This is a genomic window from Salegentibacter sp. BLCTC, assembly GCF_015143665.1.
In the GTDB taxonomy this organism is placed as follows: domain Bacteria; phylum Bacteroidota; class Bacteroidia; order Flavobacteriales; family Flavobacteriaceae; genus Salegentibacter; species Salegentibacter maritimus.
The window spans coordinates 259790-278326 of sequence record NZ_WYEW01000003.1 but is presented as its reverse complement, the minus strand read 5'-3'; the positions used below and the strand labels follow the sequence as shown (position 1 = coordinate 278326).

17 protein-coding genes are annotated in these 18537 nt (G+C 38.0%); 11 read left to right on the top strand and 6 right to left on the bottom strand.

The annotated features are described in order from the left end of the window. The 6 genes from gldM to GUB10_RS04475 all read right to left on the bottom strand — a co-directional run bounded on the left by gldM (nucleotide 1) and on the right by GUB10_RS04475 (nucleotide 8950). Nucleotides 1-1563 carry a gliding motility protein GldM gene (gene gldM / locus GUB10_RS04500; RefSeq protein ID WP_193710250.1) on the bottom strand — a complete coding sequence of 521 codons (1563 nt, stop codon included), beginning with the start codon at nucleotides 1561-1563 and terminating at the stop codon, nucleotides 1-3. Between the two features lie 56 nt (nucleotides 1564-1619). Next, complete coding sequence (gldL, locus tag GUB10_RS04495) at nucleotides 1620-2276, bottom strand: gliding motility protein GldL (protein ID WP_193710249.1); 657 nt, start codon at nucleotides 2274-2276, stop codon at nucleotides 1620-1622. A 42-nt stretch (nucleotides 2277-2318) separates the two neighbouring features. Beyond that, nucleotides 2319-3686, bottom strand: a complete 1368-nt coding sequence (gene gldK / locus GUB10_RS04490) for a gliding motility lipoprotein GldK (RefSeq protein ID WP_193710248.1) — start codon at nucleotides 3684-3686, stop codon at nucleotides 2319-2321. Between the two features lie 115 nt (nucleotides 3687-3801). Continuing rightward, on the bottom strand, nucleotides 3802-4962 hold the full coding sequence (locus GUB10_RS04485; protein ID WP_193710247.1) for a formimidoylglutamase: 1161 nt from the start codon (nucleotides 4960-4962) through the stop codon (nucleotides 3802-3804). A 3-nt stretch (nucleotides 4963-4965) separates the two neighbouring features. Beyond that, on the bottom strand, nucleotides 4966-7506 hold the full coding sequence (topA, locus tag GUB10_RS04480) for a type I DNA topoisomerase (protein ID WP_193710246.1): 2541 nt from the start codon (nucleotides 7504-7506) through the stop codon (nucleotides 4966-4968). A 190-nt stretch (nucleotides 7507-7696) separates the two neighbouring features. Next, nucleotides 7697-8950, bottom strand: coding sequence for an LVIVD repeat-containing protein (locus GUB10_RS04475; RefSeq protein WP_193710245.1), 1254 nt, complete (start codon nucleotides 8948-8950; stop codon nucleotides 7697-7699). A gap of 142 nt (nucleotides 8951-9092) precedes the next feature. Here GUB10_RS04475 and miaB point away from each other — a divergent pair, with 142 nt between their 5' ends. The 11 genes from miaB (at nucleotide 9093) to GUB10_RS04420 (ending at nucleotide 18397) form a co-directional block, all read left to right on the top strand. After that, a complete protein-coding gene (gene miaB / locus GUB10_RS04470) occupies nucleotides 9093-10538 on the top strand; it encodes a tRNA (N6-isopentenyl adenosine(37)-C2)-methylthiotransferase MiaB (protein ID WP_193710244.1) in 1446 nt (481 codons plus the stop codon). Between the two features lie 58 nt (nucleotides 10539-10596). Continuing rightward, nucleotides 10597-11877: a sigma-54-dependent Fis family transcriptional regulator gene (locus GUB10_RS04465; protein WP_193710243.1), complete on the top strand. Its 1281-nt coding sequence runs from the start codon at nucleotides 10597-10599 to the stop codon at nucleotides 11875-11877. Between the two features lie 16 nt (nucleotides 11878-11893). After that, nucleotides 11894-12397, top strand: a complete 504-nt coding sequence (locus tag GUB10_RS04460; protein ID WP_193710242.1) for an LptE family protein — start codon at nucleotides 11894-11896, stop codon at nucleotides 12395-12397. Between the two features lie 2 nt (nucleotides 12398-12399). Further along, a complete protein-coding gene (locus GUB10_RS04455) occupies nucleotides 12400-13272 on the top strand; it encodes a hypothetical protein (protein WP_193710241.1) in 873 nt (290 codons plus the stop codon). Beyond that, complete coding sequence (secG, locus tag GUB10_RS04450) at nucleotides 13269-13613, top strand: preprotein translocase subunit SecG (RefSeq protein ID WP_193710240.1); 345 nt, start codon at nucleotides 13269-13271, stop codon at nucleotides 13611-13613. The genes GUB10_RS04455 and secG overlap by 4 nt, the downstream gene beginning before the upstream one ends. 153 nt (nucleotides 13614-13766) lie before the next feature. Continuing rightward, a complete protein-coding gene (groES, locus tag GUB10_RS04445; RefSeq protein ID WP_193710239.1) occupies nucleotides 13767-14042 on the top strand; it encodes a co-chaperone GroES in 276 nt (91 codons plus the stop codon). Between the two features lie 90 nt (nucleotides 14043-14132). Next, the gene (gene groL / locus GUB10_RS04440; protein WP_193710238.1) at nucleotides 14133-15773 is read left to right on the top strand and encodes a chaperonin GroEL; all 1641 of its coding nucleotides are present in this window, start codon (nucleotides 14133-14135) and stop codon (nucleotides 15771-15773) included. A gap of 267 nt (nucleotides 15774-16040) precedes the next feature. Next, a complete protein-coding gene (locus tag GUB10_RS04435; protein WP_193710237.1) occupies nucleotides 16041-16178 on the top strand; it encodes a hypothetical protein in 138 nt (45 codons plus the stop codon). Between the two features lie 226 nt (nucleotides 16179-16404). Next, nucleotides 16405-16560, top strand: coding sequence for a hypothetical protein (locus GUB10_RS04430; RefSeq protein WP_193710236.1), 156 nt, complete (start codon nucleotides 16405-16407; stop codon nucleotides 16558-16560). A gap of 1 nt (nucleotide 16561) precedes the next feature. Next, a complete protein-coding gene (locus tag GUB10_RS04425) occupies nucleotides 16562-17050 on the top strand; it encodes a YqiA/YcfP family alpha/beta fold hydrolase (protein WP_193710235.1) in 489 nt (162 codons plus the stop codon). Between the two features lie 450 nt (nucleotides 17051-17500). Further along, the gene (locus GUB10_RS04420; protein WP_193710234.1) at nucleotides 17501-18397 is read left to right on the top strand and encodes a YafY family protein; all 897 of its coding nucleotides are present in this window, start codon (nucleotides 17501-17503) and stop codon (nucleotides 18395-18397) included. Nucleotides 18398-18537 lie beyond the last annotated feature (140 nt).

Sequence of the window (18537 nt, the reverse complement as noted above, 5' to 3'; positions counted from 1 at the left end):
TTAGTTTGTCAACTCAACAATTACAGGAGCTACCTTTTTTAACTTGTAACTAGAGTTTCCGGCAATACTGGCCTGAATATCAAAAATTTGTACAGTCTCACCTCTTCCTGCTCTTCTCAAGGCCGCTTTTGCATTGTTATCTAACTTACTACCATTAACTCGGATGGTAGGCTGTCCAGGCACTTTAAAACTAAATCCTGAAACATTTAAGTTAAGATTAAAATCAAAGTCTGGCAAATCTGCACTAATAGTAGAGATCTCTAAGCTATTACGCTGCATTTTAACCGTACCATCTTCTCCCCTAACCGTTCCAACCGGAGTTGGAATATCTTTAATCCTAAAGGTTGAACTAGAAGGGTAACTCTGTCCATCTATAGTTCCAGTAACATTAATCTTTACTTCCCTAGCTTGCAAATTTGTTACATTCATAACATAACTACTACCGGATTTCCTAGAAAGTCCAGGAGCAGAAGCCTTAACATTATTATCTGGAACACCAGCCATAGATATAGTTAACGGGTTTTGAACTCCACGATATAGCACATTCATTTTATCTGCTGAAATAGTAGCAGCATTTGGTTTAGGAATTACTGAGAACTCCTGATCTACTGGAACATCAACAGGCTCCCCATCTTGCATAAAGACAAGTTTACCTTTGATTGAATGTTGACCAGCATTCCCAGCAGGAACATTTAATAGTACTTTACCTCCTTCTATAGAATATTCTGACTCGCTAAGCGGTCTTCCATCAAGACTTAATTCTACCTTATTTGGTTTCGTGGTAGCATCAGTCCTTCCCAAAACAATAGCACCATTAAATTTCTCCCCTTGATAGAAAGCTGATTTTGAAGCTTCTAACAATGTGCTATAATTTTTCATAGCAACTTCGTTTTGTAGTTGCCCTTCAAGCATAGCAGACAAAATATTATTCTCTGTTGTTCTAATATCAGACTGGATTTGCGTTAATTTTGTAAGCGAAGCAATTAACGGAAATCCCTGATAGTTGTACATCAACCAGGACTTGGTTACATTTTCATTATCGGTTACTTCTTCAGTAGAAAATTCTTTTGCTATTTTGCTCTTAATTTGTGGATAACCGTCTCCCAAAACAGCAAGCACTTCATTTCTATAGCTATCTATTGCCGCCACAAATTCTTCTCCTCTAGGAGTTACTCTTCCGCTTGCGAAAAATAGGTTATCTAACTTATCAGAGCGATCCATAGATTCGTAGTTGGTCTTTTCTTCAGCTTCAAAATCAGATAATAATTCCTCCTTAAGGCTACCTATTGTATTATATAAATTATCGGAAAGGCTACTAATTTGTTCTGCTTTTGCCTTTAACTCCTCATATTTTGCAGGTTGTTCTTCGGCTTTAGTGGCTAAACCTGCCATTGCCATCTCATTACGTTGTGATGTGGTAGTATTAGACTCCTCAAGGTCCTCGTTCATTTGACCAAAGGCTGTTAATACTTCCTTAGACATATTTAGTGCCATCATCGCGATGAATACCAAATACATCAGGTTAATCATCTTCTGTCTTGGTGATTGTTTTCCAGACGCCATGTGCTAATTAGTTTGGTTCATTAATAATTTAGATTTCAGGGAATGTAATGCAATCACTAATTAGACATACTACGGGTACCGTTCATTGCAGTAAGCATACCTCCATAAACTCCGTTTAACGAGGAAAGGTTAGCGGCAAGTGATCCCATTTCCTGGTTCAATTTACCGGCATTCTCAGCAACTTCCTGATTGATCTCTGCCTGACGGGAGGCCGATTCTACCTGAGCCTTATAAATATTGTTTAATGTTTCCATTTGAGTTGCAGCAGTGGTAAGCTCTTCACTATATTTCTTTTGTGAAGCCATAGCATCTACAGTTGGAGCAATCCCCTTTGCTGCTCCTTCAAAATTACGAATACTATCTCCAAGGCTATGCATTAAGTTTGCATCTATCTTAGCTTCCTTAAGCATTTCGTCTAATTTCTTAGAAAGTTGCCCTTGTGTTTCTTTGTCGTCTTCAATTACAGTGGCAGTTTTACGAGTTCCCTGACCACCGGCTAGTTCCGGGTATACAAGAGACCAATCAAGATCATCATCGGTTGGTTCAAAAGCAGAATAAGCAAATACAAAGGCTTCAACTACAAGACCTGCAATAAGCATAGGATTTGCAAAAGGCCAGTGCATAATTTTAAAAAGCGCTCCCAATATTACAACCGATGCACCTAAACCGTACACCATGTTGGTTATTCTTTTACTTGAATTTGATTTTGCCATAATAATAAAATAGATTTAGATTCTCTACTGGTTAATAGGTTGTTAATTGTTGTTTGGTTGATTTAAGGTTACATCAGTACCGAGGTAATCCTGTACTGTTCTAAAGCCAATATAGCTTCTTGCTGAATCTGCATATTCGTAATCTCTTGAACTTACCTGAAGGAAATAAGCTACATCCTTCCAGGAACCTCCACGAACCACTTTTCTCATATCATCAGGATTGTTAACAGTAGGGTTCATTGAAGACATATATTGGTAAGAAGCCGGATCGTAAGAAGAATCTACCCATTCTGCAACATTTCCTGCCATATTATAAAGCCCATAATCGTTGGGATCGTAAGATTTTGCTTCTACGGTATACAAAGCCTGATCTGCGGCATAATCTCCTCTTAGAGGTTTAAAATTCGCCATAAAACACCCACGATCGTTTTTAGCGTATGGACCTCCCCAGGGATAAGTTGCCCCTTCCAGGCCACCACGGGCAGCATACTCCCACTCTCCTTCTGTTGGCAAACGGTAAGAGGGTACATTATGCTCTCCTTTTTCCCTTCTATAATAATTGTGGTACAAAGTTCTCCATTGCGCAAAAGCCCTTGCCTGTTTCCAGGAAACCCCAACTACTGGATAATCATCAAAAGCACTATGCCAGAAATAATCGTTGTGCATAGGCTCATTATAAGAATAATTAAAATCTCTAATCCAAACAGTAGTATCTGGATATATAGAAATCTCTTCCCTTTTTATAAAATTACTTCTATTTCCCTTTTCCCTGGCAGCATTTTGCACATCCATCCAGGAGTAGGTAAACTTTAATTTTTCAACATCAATGGTACGCTGCCCATTATAAACTTCCTCCATAGGGATGTACATCATATCCATTACCTCGGCATAATACACATCTGGATAATCTTCGGTATCCCAAATAATATCTATATCCTTGTTTAACCGGCGATTCTCGTAAGTATCAGAAGGACCGCCCTGGCCGTAAGTGTTTAGCATATACTCCTCATAAGGTGTCATATCACCTTCATCTGTATCTAAAAAGGCATATTCACCAATTCCACCTGAACCTTCGGTTTCTCCCATATTTTCGGCCATAATAGCCAATTCGGTTCTAACGATAGAATCTTTTACATAATCAACAAACTGGCGGTATTCAGCATTGGTTATTTCGGTTTCATCCATATAAAAAGAACGTACTGTTACCGTTTTTGGGGGTGCATTTCGTTGGCCTGCGATATCATCATCAGACTTTCCCATAATAAAGGCACCTCCGGGAATTAATGTCATACCCAGCGGCTTCTCCGGATTCCACTTTTCCCCTTTCGCACCAACCAGCTGCCCACGATCTCCACGCCCACAACTTGCAAGTATGGCCAGAACAGCTATTAGCGAAATAAATTTCTTCATAGTATTTCTTCGGTTAAGACATCTCAATTTACGGCAGTAAACCTATCTAATTATTTTTTAAAAAACAATAATTTGGTTAAAAATACAGTAAATCAAATTAATGCGTAAATTTATTTTAAACTTCGTTTTTCCTTTTTGCTTTGTACCATCTTTCAGGAATTACCTGATTACAGGCCTCCAAATAATCTTCCTCACTGCAAGGTAATAACGTACTTCTTTTAAGTTTAGTATCTATGTGTGGCAAAAACGGAATCTCTATCCACCAACGCCCGCTTACCGGACTTTTATAAAAAACAAGTACTTCATCATCTATAGGAACCTGATACTTTATAAACTCTTTTCTTGCCGAAATAGTATTCTCATTGGTACGATAATTAACCCCTTCAGCAAAATACCACATTATTTGCGCCATTAACATGGCCCCCAGGTTTCCGTATTTAATATTATCGTATTCGTATATACCAAAGGAACTTACTTTATCACTAATGCCGGCATAGCGTGCAAGCGCACAAATTTCCTTTCCGTCAAATCCGTTAGGAGAAGCAATATCCCTGGCTCCCGAAGCAGCCGCACTAACAGCTGCCAAATCTACAGCTACCATATTGGCGTCTCGCATTACCGGCTCTACCAATTTAAAGTTATTACTTAACTCACCTAAACGATACGCATCAAAAAAGAGGCGGTCCATCAACTCTATTTCATCTTGAGAATTAAAATAAGTTTGATAACCCAAATTTGAATAATTAAACAAATTATAAGGCTGATTCACAACTATTTTACTGATATAAGACCTATTATTTATAGGGCTCTCTGCATCACCCAAATCAAAACGACTATCTATATTCACAAGATTAACCATTTGGTCTAAGGTATCGTATGCCCTGTATTGTGCGTAAACCAAATCCTGACTTCCGCCCAAAATCATAGGAATAACATCTTTTTTCACCAGTTGCGCTACCAGGGTCTGTAACGCAAAATACGTATCTTCTACAGTTTCGCCTTTTTCAATATCACCTAAATCTGCAATGGTAACATCCCAGTTTCCGGGATACAAACTATAAAAAGCTTTTCTGACTTCTATAAAGTCAAAAAAGTCTATTTCATCACCAAGGCGATTTTCCCTAACACCAACAACAGCAACTTGTACAGTTTCCAAATCTGGCAAACCTTCTTCTAAAGTATGCTTTTTTATACAATTCCCTAAAGAATGCTCACCAAACCCGGCAATTTCCTTTAGCAAATCTTCAGAAAGGGGACTCAGAAAGTCTAAATCCATATATTATTTCTTCTTTTTGGTAGTCGTTTTTTTCTTAGAAGCAGTTTTTTTAGCCGCCGTCTTTTTAGCAGGTGCTTTCTTTTTGGTGGTTTTCTTCTTAGACTTTTCTTCTAGAATTTCCTGCACCTCCTGTAAAGTCAAATTTTCTGCATCGGTAGTTTTTGGCAGTTCAATCTTGGTTTTACCTTTTATAATATTGAATCTTCCCCAACGTGCTTTTTCCACTCTAATTCCTTCTTCTTCCCAATTATGGATTAATTTCTCGCGTTCCTTGCGTTTTTTATCCTCAATTAAGGTTTCAATATCTTCAACAGAAAGATTATCAAAATCGTATTTTTTATTTACGTTAATAAAAATACCATTCCATTTTAAGAAAGGGCCAAAACGCCCCACGCCTTTCTGCACAGGCATATCTTCGTAATGGTGTATTGGCGCATCTGCTTTTTCTTTCTCTTTTATTAACTCCATTGCACGCTCAAAATCTACGTTTAACGGATCTTCTCCTTTTTCAAGAGAAACATATTTTTTCCCAAATTTCACATAAGGACCAAAGCGACCATTGTTCACTTCTACTTTTTCACCTTTATACTCCCCTAATTCTTTTGGAAGCTGAAAAAGGTCCATCGCTTCTTCATATGTAATTGAATCTAAGGTTTGGTCTGGCCCAAGACTGGCAAATTTTGGTTTTTCATCGTCTTCTACAGAACCAATTTGAACCATGGGTCCAAATTTACCCAATCTAACACTTACAGGTTTGCCGGTTTCAGGATCTTCACCTAAAATTCTTTCACCAACTTCCCTTTCAGCGTTTTTGGCAACATCCAGTACCTGCGGGTGGAATTCTTCATAGAATTCTTTCATCATATGGGTCCACTCTTCATTCCCTTCGGCTATATCATCAAAACCCTGCTCAACTTTGGCGGTAAAATTATAATCAAGAATGTTCGAAAAATGATTTACAAGAAAATCGTTCACCACCATCCCCACAGCAGTTGGCACTAATTTGCCTTTATCACTACCAACGGTTTCAGTTAACTTGTTTTCTTTAATATTTTCACCTTTAAGCACAAATTGCACATACTCTCGCTCTGTACCTTCTACCGATCCTTTTTCGATATAATTTCTATTTTGAATAGTAGAAATTGTTGGAGCATAAGTTGAAGGACGACCAATCCCCAATTCTTCCAGTTTCTTTACCAAAGAAGCCTCGGTATACCTATAAGGAGGCCTGGTGAATCGCTCTGTAGCGGTAATATACTTATTATTAAGTGGCTGATTTTCTTTTAAAGCAGGCAGCATTCCATTTTGCTCTTCTGCCTCCTCATCATCGGTGCTTTCTAGATAAACCTTTAGAAATCCGTCAAATTTCAACACCTCTCCATTAGCCGTAAAGAGTTTGTCGTGTTTAGAAGCTTCAATTTTAACATTGGTACGTTCTAATTGAGCTTCACTCATTTGTGAAGCAATAGCGCGCTTCCAAATTAACTCATACAAGCGCTGCTCATCCCTATCTGCCCTTACCGAATGATTGGCAAAATTTGTAGGCCTAATCGCTTCGTGAGCCTCCTGTGCGCCTTTAGTTTTTCCTTTAAATTGCCTTGATTTAGCGTATTTATCTCCGTAAGCTTTTAAAATTTCTTCTTTAGCTCCTTTTCTGGCATCTTCTGAAAGGTTTACCGAATCTGTTCTCATATAAGTAATATGACCTGCTTCGTATAAACGCTGTGCCATAGTCATGGTTTTGCTTACCGAGAAATACAACTTCCTTGCAGCTTCCTGTTGTAAAGTGGAAGTGGTAAATGGTGGCGCCGGAGATTTTTTAGCTGGTTTGGTAGTAAGCTCAGCCACCTTAAAATTTGACCCCAGGTTTTCCTGAAGAAATGCTTCAGCTTCTTTACGGGAATCAAAATTCTTTGGAATTTTAGCTTTAAAAGATTTTCCTTGCTCTGTAGCGAATTCAGCATCAATTCTAAAGGAAGCTTCCGCTTTAAAATTTTGAATCTCGCGCTCCCTTTCAACGATAAGTCTCACTGAAACCGACTGTACTCTCCCGGCAGAAAGACCTCCTTTAACCTTTCTCCATAAAACCGGTGAAAGCTCATAGCCCACCAATCTATCTAAAACCCTTCGAGCTTGCTGGGCATTTACCAGGTTATAATTAATCCCTCTTGGGTTATCTATAGCTTTAAGAATAGCCGATTTGGTGATTTCATGAAAAACAATTCTTTTTGTTTTCTCTTTTTTAAGCTTAAGCTCCTCTGCAAGATGCCAGGCAATAGCTTCTCCCTCCCGATCTTCATCACTTGCCAGCCAAACCATTTCAGCATCTTTAGCAAAGCCTTTTAGTTTTCTAACTACATCCTTCTTATCTTTAGAAACAATGTATTTTGCTTTAAAATCGCCCTCGGTATCCACACCTAATTCTTTGGTAGGCAGGTCGGCAATATGTCCAAAACTGGATGCCACCTTATAATCTTTTCCCAAAAATTTCTCGATGGTTTTTGCCTTGGCAGGGGACTCTACAATCACTAAATTCTTTGCCATAACTCTCTTTTTTCTAGCTGCAAAAGTATATCAATTTTTTATTAACAACCTAAAGCATTTCACAAAACAACTTCAAATAAGCCGCAAAATAGCCTCATTCAAGACTTCGCACAATAAAAAGTTTTTTCTGAACAACATAAAAAAACCCCACGGATTTGTGGGGTAACCTTAAAAAACCAAACAAATAAAATCAATTGAGCCTAAAAGAATTTAGCAAATTGATCTCATTACCTTTATAAGTATATTGGAAGAGTGTATTATCCCCAACCATTAAGAGCACTTCCTCTAAAGGGATAACGTCATAGGTGTTAATGTCTGGAAAGTGATCTATTAACTCCAGGTTGGGGGTATTTTTTGTATCAAATATTTTTAAGCCTGCATTGCCATCGCAAATAAATAACCAGTCATCTTTTACACCCAATCCATACGGATTTTCCATCGCGTAAGATTGCAGCAATTGCGGGTTGGACTTATCGGCTACATCTATCACATCAAGCTGGCTCCATTGCTGTCCGCACGCATTTCCACCTCGAATGGTTACATAAGCAATGTCATCTTTTACCACTACCGGATCACAACCTAGGATATGGCTAAACATAGACCTAAACTGAGGCGCAGCAGGAACTTCTATACTATAGATATACATCCCCCTGGAACTTCCAAGGTACAGATGCTCATCTTTTTGAAAGATAGTTTCAATATCGTCACCTACCCATTCTGTTTTTATCAGTTCAGGATTTTCTAAAGCTGAAATATTAAAAACTGATAATTGATATTGATCTACAGTATATAAATAATCATCGTATATATTAAATCTAGCCAAAGAACCTCCTGTCCCCGAGCCTCCAAAAGAATTGGACAGCTCAAAAGCATCACCCCTGTCGTTTGCCACCCATCCATTATCATTTGCCATCTCAATTTTCCTGATTTCCATAAGATATCCCACTATTACCTGGGTTTCAGGATTAAAATTATCGCTATCCATAAAAGCCGCATTGGCCGGTATACGGGTATTATGGTTTGGAAAAACATTTTCTATGCGCTCTCCCTGCTTAATATTGTTCATATCACTGATATCGAAAACCACCATATCCATAGCAGAGTTTGCAAATAGCATATCATCCTTTACCGCGATATCTGTGTTTTGCGGAATCTCAAGAAATTTAATTTTCACAGGATTTCGTGGATCGGTATTATCTATAATATGTACTCCTTTATAATCATCATTTATAAAAACATAATTACCATAAGCATAAATTTTACCCGCCTGGGTAATTGCCCTGGGCTCCGAAATTTCAACCATTGCCCTAAACTCAGCTATAGGCTTAACAATAGGGACCGCAACATTATAAAAATCTTCCCCAGCCTCTTCCTTTTCACAAGATGCGAACAAAGCCATTAAAACGAGTAAAGAAAACAGATAAAAGTTGCGTAAATTTCTCATAATAATCAGGTTAGTCCCTATAGAGATAACAAAAACACTAAATGGTTGCGTTAGAAAATTAAAAAAATTGCTGTCACTTTGTCAGAAGTCTGTTTTAGCCTTATCTTTGCCCTTCTTAATCCTGAAAAGGAAACTGTGAATTATGGAGAAGAAAATAGATGAGAAAAAGCAGGGAAATACCCTGGTAATGGAGCCCAGAAAAGAAAATAATCGCAAGCTTTTCATTGAAAGCTATGGCTGTGCAATGAATTTTAGCGATAGTGAAATTGTAGCCTCCATTCTTGCTAAAGAAGGTTTTAACACCACCCAAAAGCTTGAAGAAGCAGATCTTGTTTTAGTAAATACCTGCTCTATTAGAGAGAAAGCCGAACAAACAGTTCGAAAAAGGCTTGAGAAATATAATGCTGTTAAAAAAACAAACCCGGGGATGAAAGTTGGCGTTTTAGGCTGTATGGCCGAACGTCTTAAAGAGAAGTTCCTTGAAGAAGAAAAAATAGTAGACCTTGTAGTTGGCCCAGATGCCTATAAAGACCTACCCAATCTTATAAACGAAGTGGAAGCAGGTCGCGATGCTATTAATGTACTCCTTTCTAAAGAAGAAACTTATGGCGACATTTCGCCTGTTCGTTTACAAAGCAATGGAGTTTCAGCTTTTGTTTCCATAACAAGGGGTTGCGATAATATGTGTACCTTTTGTGTGGTGCCTTTTACCCGTGGAAGGGAACGAAGCCGCGATCCACAGAGTATCATAGAAGAGGTTAACGAACTTTGGGACAAAGGTTTTAAAGAAATTACGCTTTTAGGCCAAAACGTAGATAGTTATCTTTGGTACGGTGGGGGCTTAAAAAAAGATTTTAAAAATGCTTCTGAAATTCAAAAAGCCACAGCCATTAATTTCTCCCAACTTCTAAAATTAGTTGCTGAAGCACAGCCAAAAATGCGAATTAGGTTCTCTACTTCAAACCCACAAGACATGACTTTAGATGTAATTGAAGTAATGGCTGCTTATCCTAATATATGTAAACATATTCACTTACCGGTTCAAAGCGGAAGCAATAGGATGCTTAAAGAAATGAACAGACTTCACACCCGGGAAGAATACTTTAAACTTATAGATTATATTAGGGAACTTATGCCAGAATGTTCCATTTCCCAGGATTTAATAGTTGGTTTTCCAACTGAAACCGAACAAGACCACAAAGACACCCTATCTTTAATGGACTATGTAAAGTACGATTTTGGATATATGTATGCTTATTCTGAACGCCCGGGCACCATGGCTGCGCGTAAACTAAAAGACGATGTTCCTGCAGAAACAAAACAACGCAGACTGGCAGAAATAGTGAAATTACAACGTGAACATAACCACTATAGAACGCAACGCTTCCTTGGCGCTACCGTAGAGGTTTTAATAGAAAGGGAGTCTAAAAAATCCAGTGAACACTGGAGCGGTCGTATAACGCAAAACACGGTAGCCGTTTTTCCAAAAGAAGATTACAAAGTTGGCGAGTTTGTAAATGTAAAAATAAACGATTGCACCAGTGCAACGCTTATTGGCGAAGCAGTAGGATATAGTGAAAACAACTAAAATTTAAGCTTATTTCAAATAAGGAGAACATATCCTTATAGGAAAAATAGTATTGTATATGGAATCAATTCAGGCAGTAAAGCAACGCTTTGGGATTATTGGAGACGACCAGCGCCTTAATCGCGCTATAGAAAAAGCAATTCAGGTTGCTCCAACAGATATTTCGGTATTGGTAACCGGAGAAAGTGGGGTTGGTAAAGAAAGTATCCCAAAAATAATCCACTCACTTTCCCACAGAAAACACGGCAAATACATTGCGGTAAACTGTGGCGCAATTCCCGAGGGGACCATAGATTCTGAACTTTTTGGGCACGAAAAAGGCGCTTTTACAGGGGCCACTCAAACCCGTAGCGGTTATTTTGAGGTAGCCGATGGTGGTACCATTTTTTTAGACGAAGTTGGGGAATTACCGCTTCCTACCCAGGTTAGGTTACTTCGTGTTTTGGAAAACGGGGAATTTATAAAAGTTGGTTCTTCCAAAGTACAAAAATCTGATGTTCGCATTATCGCAGCCACCAACATTAATATGCAGGAATCTATTAAAAAAGAGCGTTTTAGGGAAGACCTTTATTATAGATTAAGCACGGTGGAAATAAAACTACCTCCTTTACGAGATCGCAAAGACGATATTCATTTACTGTTTAGAAAATTTGCCTCAGACTTCGCCCTAAAATATAAAATGCCTACCATTAAGCTTCAGGACGAGGCAGTTGATTTACTGCAAAAATACCGTTGGGGCGGTAATATTAGGCAACTAAGAAATATTGCCGAGCAAATTTCGGTTTTAGAACAGGATCGTATCATTGGGCCAGAGCGTTTAAAAGAATACCTCCCCAATATTGGCAGCAATTTACCCGCAGTGATTGCCGATAAAAAGAAAGAAAGCGATTTTAGCAACGAACGAGAGATTCTTTATAAGGTACTTTTTGATATGAAAAGCGACCTTACCGACCTCAAGAAGCTCACCTTAAAACTAATGGAGAGTGGAAATACACAAAAGGTGCAGGATGAAAACGAAAGTCTTATCCAAAAAATATATGGCAATAATGAAGAAGGAGAAGATATAGATGCCGAAGAACTGGATGCTTTAAGCAACGAAAACCTGGAAGTATTACAAATTCCGCAAAACAGTCCTAACTCTGAACTCAACAGGGAAAAAGATAAATATTATTTTGCTGAAGAAATTCAGGAAGAGGAAACGCTTTCTTTACAGGATAAAGAACTGGAGCTTATTAAAAAATCGTTGGAAAGACATAACGGAAAACGTAAAGCTGCTGCTGAAGAATTAGGCATTAGCGAACGTACCCTATATAGAAAAATAAAACAATACAACCTGTAATTTAGTCCCCTACTTTATGAAAAAACTTGCTCTTCTTCTATCTGCCTTATTCATTTTTTCCTTTCAATCTTGTGGAATTTATTCCTTTACAGGTGCAGATACCGGTGCTGCAGAATCCTTTCAGGTGAATTTCTTTCAAAACCAGGCAGATTTGGTAGAACCCGGAATAGACAGGACCTTCACCCTGCAATTACAGGATCTTATTCAAAACCAAACCAATTTAAGCCTGGCAAATAGTAATGCCGATCTTATTTTTGAAGGTGAAATAATAGATTTTTACGTAGCACCAATTACTGCTACAGCCGATAATACGGCTGCGCAAAACCGACTAACCATAGCAGTAAATGTTCGTTATTACAACACCCTGGAACCCGAAAAGGATTTTGAAAGAAGATTTTCTTTTTATTACGATTATCCTGCCAATGCTCAACTAGTTGGAGGTACTCTAGAAACTGCGGTAAACGAAATCTATACTCGTTTAACCCAGGATATTTTTAATGCTGCATTAACCGATTGGTAATTATGCAAACAACCGAATTTATACAATTGCTCCAGCAGCCGGCAACAATCACCGCCGATCAAACCACTGCGTTAGAAAACATAATTCAAGAAGCCCCGTATTTTCAGGCAGCCCGTGCCATTAGGTTAAAAGGTTTAAAAGAACATCAGGAATTTAGCTACAACAGCGCACTAAAAAAAACCGCTGCCTATACCACTAACCGTAGCGTGTTATTCGATTTTATTACTTCTAAAGAATTTAATCAGAATAAAATAGCCAGGCAAATTCAGGATCAGGAAGAACAATTACGAAACATCACGGTTTTTGAACCCGAAGAGGTTTTTGCCAAAAGAAGTATGGCTATAGATGAAGCCATTAAAATGCAACAATCGGAATCTGAACAGGTGATGGATCCGGAGCTGTTTTCTGAAAAGCCAAAAAATGCTAAAACTTCCCAAAAAACAAATTCAGGGAATAATAAATTAAAATTAGGCAAACCTTTGGAGTTTGATGCTTCAGAATCGCATTCTTTTTCTGAATGGCTTAGGCTTACTTCAGCACAACCCATACAAAGAGAGAAACAAAAAGAAGAATCACAAAAAAATGAACTTCAGCATAAAAAATTTGAACTTATTGATAGGTTTATTTCCAAAAGTCCCAAAATAAAACCCGGCCAGCCTACCAATAAATCAAATCTTGCAGAAACCAATGCCACCCCACCCGAGTCCTTGATGACAGAGACTTTAGCAAGGGTTTATTTAGAACAAAAAAATTATAAAAAAGCCATTCAGGCATATAAAATATTAATTTTGAAAAATCCCGAAAAAAGTGGTTTCTTTGCTGACCAAATTCGAGCGATCGAAAAATTACAAGAAAATAATACAAAGCAAGAATGAGCACATTCACGATTTTTTTAGCATTAATAGTTATTGTAGCCTTTTTACTGGTAGTGGTAATTATGGTACAGAATCCTAAAGGCGGAGGACTATCTTCCTCTTTTGGCGGTAGTGGACAACAAGTAGGTGGCGTTAAGAAGACCGGAGACTTTTTAGATAAAAGTACCTGGACCCTGGCTACCCTTTTATTAGTCCTTATTTTACTTTCTAACGTAACAATTATGGACGATGCCGGTTATGGTGAATCGAAAGTATTTGACGAAGCTTCTATGCCTCAAAACACTACAACTCCACCGGCACAAATGCCAGGACAGTCAACAGAATCTGACAGCGCTCAATAAAGGCTTTATTCTTTATACAATTTACAAATGCCAGCTTATGACAAGCTGGCATTTTTTATTGGTAAATGGCAGTAAAAACGAGGTGGCATAATTTTAGAAATAGGCCTTATCGCTTATTTAAATATTAATTAACCTAAATAAATTTATAAAAAAATGGGACTAAACATTAAACCGCTCTCAGATAGAGTTCTTATTGAGCCCGAGGCAGCCGAAACTAAAACGGCATCTGGAATTTATATTCCCGAAACAGCTAAAGAGAAACCACAACGTGGAAAAGTAGTAGCTGCAGGCAAGGGTACTAAAGATCACGAAATGACTGTAAAAGTTGGTGACACTGTTCTGTATGGAAAATATTCCGGCACAGAGTTAAAACTGGATGGAACAGATTATTTAATGATGAGAGAAGACGATATACTTGCAATAGTATAAACTTCTTTTCCCCGCTTTAAGGAAAGGTTTAAAAATAAATATTAACAATTAGATTTCCATTTTGACGGAAATGACAAAATATAACTAACAATGGCAAAAGATATAAAATTTGACATTCAAGCTCGCGACGGAATTAAGCGCGGTGTAGATGCATTGGCAAATGCCGTAAAAGTAACTTTAGGTCCAAAAGGACGAAATGTAGTAATAAGCAAATCTTTTGGGGCACCAAACGTAACCAAAGATGGTGTTACAGTAGCAAAAGAAATTGAACTTGAAGACCCATTAGAAAACATGGGGGCTCAAATGGTTAAGGAAGTTGCTTCTAAAACCAATGATCTTGCAGGAGATGGTACTACCACCGCTACCGTGTTGGCACAGGCTATCGTAAAAGAAGGTCTTAAAAACGTTGCTGCCGGTGCAAGCCCAATGGATCTAAAAAGAGGTATAGATAAAGCCGTAGAGGCCATTACCAAAGATTTAGAAAAGCAAACCAAGGAAGTTGGTGATTCTTCAGAAAAAATAAAGCAGGTAGCTTCTATTTCAGCAAATAACGACGAGCATATAGGTGATCTTATCGCCAAGGCTTTTGGCAAAGTTGGAAAAGAAGGTGTAATTACTGTAGAAGAAGCTAAAGGTACCGAAACACACGTAGAAGTAGTGGAAGGTATGCAGTTTGACCGTGGTTACCTTTCTCCTTATTTTGTGACAAATTCAGAGAAAATGACCGCAGATCTTGAAGATCCGTACATTTTATTGTTCGACAAAAAGATCTCTTCCATGAAAGATTTGCTTCCAGTACTTGAGCCGGTAGCACAATCTGGAAAGCCTCTTTTAATTATTGCTGAGGATGTTGACGGCGAAGCGCTTGCTACCCTGGTAGTAAACAAACTACGTGGTTCTCTTAAAATTGCTGCCGTTAAAGCTCCAGGATTTGGAGATCGTAGAAAAGCAATGTTAGAAGATATCGCTATCTTAACCGGTGGTACCGTAATTTCTGAAGAAAGAGGATTCTCTTTAGAAAACGCTACTATAGATATGTTAGGTACTGCTGAAAAAGTGGCTATCGATAAAGACAATACTACTATCGTAAACGGTGCTGGTGATAACAAACAAATTGAAGAACGTGTAAACCAGATCAAAGCTCAGATCGAAACCACTACTTCAGATTATGACAAAGAAAAGCTTCAGGAGCGTCTAGCTAAATTAGCTGGTGGTGTTGCCGTACTTTATGTTGGTGCAGCTTCAGAAGTTGAGATGAAAGAGAAGAAAGACCGTGTAGATGATGCCCTTCACGCAACCCGTGCGGCTGTAGAAGAAGGAATTGTTGCCGGTGGTGGTGTTGCTTTAGTTAGAGCTCAGGCTGTTCTTGCCAAAGTAAAAGCTGAAAATGATGATGAAGCGACAGGAGTTCAGATAGTGGTTAGAGCTATTGAAGCTCCACTTAGAACCATTGTAGAAAATGCCGGTGGCGAAGCTTCTGTTGTAATCAATAAAGTTCTTGAAGGTAAAAAAGAGTTTGGTTACGATGCAAAAACCGACACTTTTGTAGATATGATGAAAGCCGGAATTATAGATCCTAAGAAAGTAACAAGAGTTGCCCTTCAAAACGCTGCTTCTGTTGCCGGAATGATTTTAACTACCGAATGCGCGCTTATTGATCTTCCAGAAGAAGACAAAGGCGGTGGCGGAATGCCAGGTGGAATGGGCGGAGGTATGCCCGGAATGATGTAATGGCCCGGCCATAACAACCTATTAAAAAACCCGTTTCTTAATTGAAGCGGGTTTTTCTTTTTTTCAGGAACTTAAAAAGTTAGATTATAAGGATAAAGAACATCTTCTGGATTTTTTAAGCAAATAATTTCTCGAGTCGAAATAAGAAGACCTCGGTATTTCTTACTCCTCTTAATTGTGCTCTAAATGATGACAACATTAGAAATAACACATACCCAGGAGCAGCACCAATATATCCAGGAGGAGATCAAGTAAGGCGGCAGAAAAATGCTGGATGAAGAAACCTTAGAAGGTTTTGAGATCACGCTTCAAGTAGGGATTCCAAATATCTATACTTATCTGGAGATGAATTATATCAATAAGATAAACCTGGGCGAAGTGGAATGCAGTTTCAGTAAAAATTAAATTATTTACAAGCGACATATTTTGTCGTGCTTAATGTTTTAATTTGCTATATCAGTTCAAAAAAATGAGTAGATCTAAACGCAAAACGCCCATACTTCCCAATTGTAAAGCTGCTTCAGAAAAAGCTGAAAAGAAAAAGCCAATCGCAAACTGAGAAGGATAAAAACTATCTCGAGGCCAGCTCCTGGTATTATAAAAAAGTAATAATTTCATTTCCAGGCAGGCCATGGAAGATTTAAATCTCGATTATCGAGTGAAGGAAAAATTAGCAGGTTCAAAAGAAGAGCTTTCGCAGAAAAAAGAAATATCCGATCGCTGGAATTGGGAAAAAGACGGTAAATCTTACCGAACCGATTTAAGTAAAAAAGAAAAAATCAAGTAATATGAAGCTACTATACCTACACGGACTCAACAGCAAATTGAGTGATGAAAAAAGAGAAATTCTGAAAAACTACGGACAGGTCTTCGCACCTGATATAGATTATCCCACAAGACATTTTCAGCCGGAAACGATTTTAAAACAGTATTCAACCACAGAATTTAAAGTAGTGATGGGAAGTAGTATGGGCGCGCTAAATGCTTATGCGATTTCAGAAATTATAGGCAGGCCGGCACTATTGTTCAACCCTCCCCTATCTAAATACAGGGAGGTAGAATCCAAAAGTAAATTTACTCGCGGAATATCTTCAAAACAGATATTACTGGGAGGGAATGACGATGTGGTAAACGCAGCCGAAACCCTAAACTATCTAGGACAAAACCTGCAAAAATCTAAGCTAACTATCAAAGTGCTACCACAATTAGGTCATCGTATTCCTATAGATGTTTTTACTCATCAGGTAGAGAAATTCTTTAGGGATATTTGTGCTTAAATCTATTACACTAGTCCGTCAGTTCGAGACGAACTGCAAAAGAATAGAAAATCGGTGGTATAACGTTTCAAAGCAGCGCTTTGTAATCTTTTTCCGCAGTATCAGTTTTGTTTTACGTTAAAAAATCTTGAAGCCATGGAAGGATTTTAGTAAAACAAAACTGATTTTCAGCTTTGCTGAAAAATACCTTGGAAAAAGCGCCTTTTCTTTTGTTTCGTTTTCTCTTGTATCCGACGAACGAAGTGAGAGGAATACATAGCAAAGAAAAATGAAAATAGGTTTTTTAAGTCCCAGAGTTGAAATTTAGTCAATTAGTTTGATAAATTCCTCATCGATATTATGTGGGTTCAAAAACTTGTTCTCGATAAAATTTTTCAAAGAAAAATCACTCGAACTGAGGTTTTTGAACTCAAATTAATTTCCATCGCATTAACCAAAAAAGTAAAAACCATGTCTGTACGCCAAACCATAAAACGTCATTATAAAATCATCTCTCTACTAAGGTTGCGCCCTATGACTTACGAAGAAGTCCAAACTGAAATGGCCAATGATCCCGATTCGGTAGAAGAAAATTTGCTGACTTCCCAGCGTACATTTCAACGAGACATTAAGGATATTGAATCTATTCATAATATTGAAATAAGCTGTAATCGCAGTAATAACCAATATCATATTATTGATGATGTGGAGGAAACGCATTCGCAGAGATTACGGGAGAATTTTGAACTTCTAAATGCTATTAGGCTTTCAAAAAGTTTTGGTAATCAATTGATTTTCGAAGAAAGAAAACCTCTGGGCACACATCATTTAGCCGGATTATTACACGCCAGCCAGAATTTTTTAGAAGTAAGCTTTAAATACCACAAATTTTGGGATAGTTCAGTGAGTAATCGCAAAGTTAAACCCATCGCACTAAAAGAAGCCCAAAACCGTTGGTATCTTATTGCAGAAGATACCAAAGATGCTATTATTAAAAACTTTTCGCTGGACCGAATTAAAAACCTGGAAATTACCAAAGACAGGTTTAAGCCAATAACCTACCAGGCGTATGAAGAATTTAAAGACAGCTTCGGAATAATAAACGGCACAGATGAAGATCCGGTTAAAGTTGTGCTTTCGTTTACACCAAGGGAAGGCAGGTATGTAGAATCACTTCCCCTACACCATAGCCAGGAGTTAATTTTTAGAAACGATAACGAAATTAGGTTTAGTTATTTTATTCGCCCTACTTACGATTTTAGAATGGAAATCCTTTCTTATGGCGACCAGGTAAAAGTAGAAGAACCAAAAAGTTTAAGAAGTCAAATTAAAGAGGAATTAGAACGTAGTTTATCCAATTACAACTAAGTGGCTGTCTCAAAAGTAAGATTCAACGTCATTACGTCCCGATAGCCATCGAGAGAAGTGAAGTAATCTGCTTATTGATTACCAACAAGTTGAGATTGCTTCGTTCCTTCCTTTATAGAGTTTGTAATACTCTAATTATA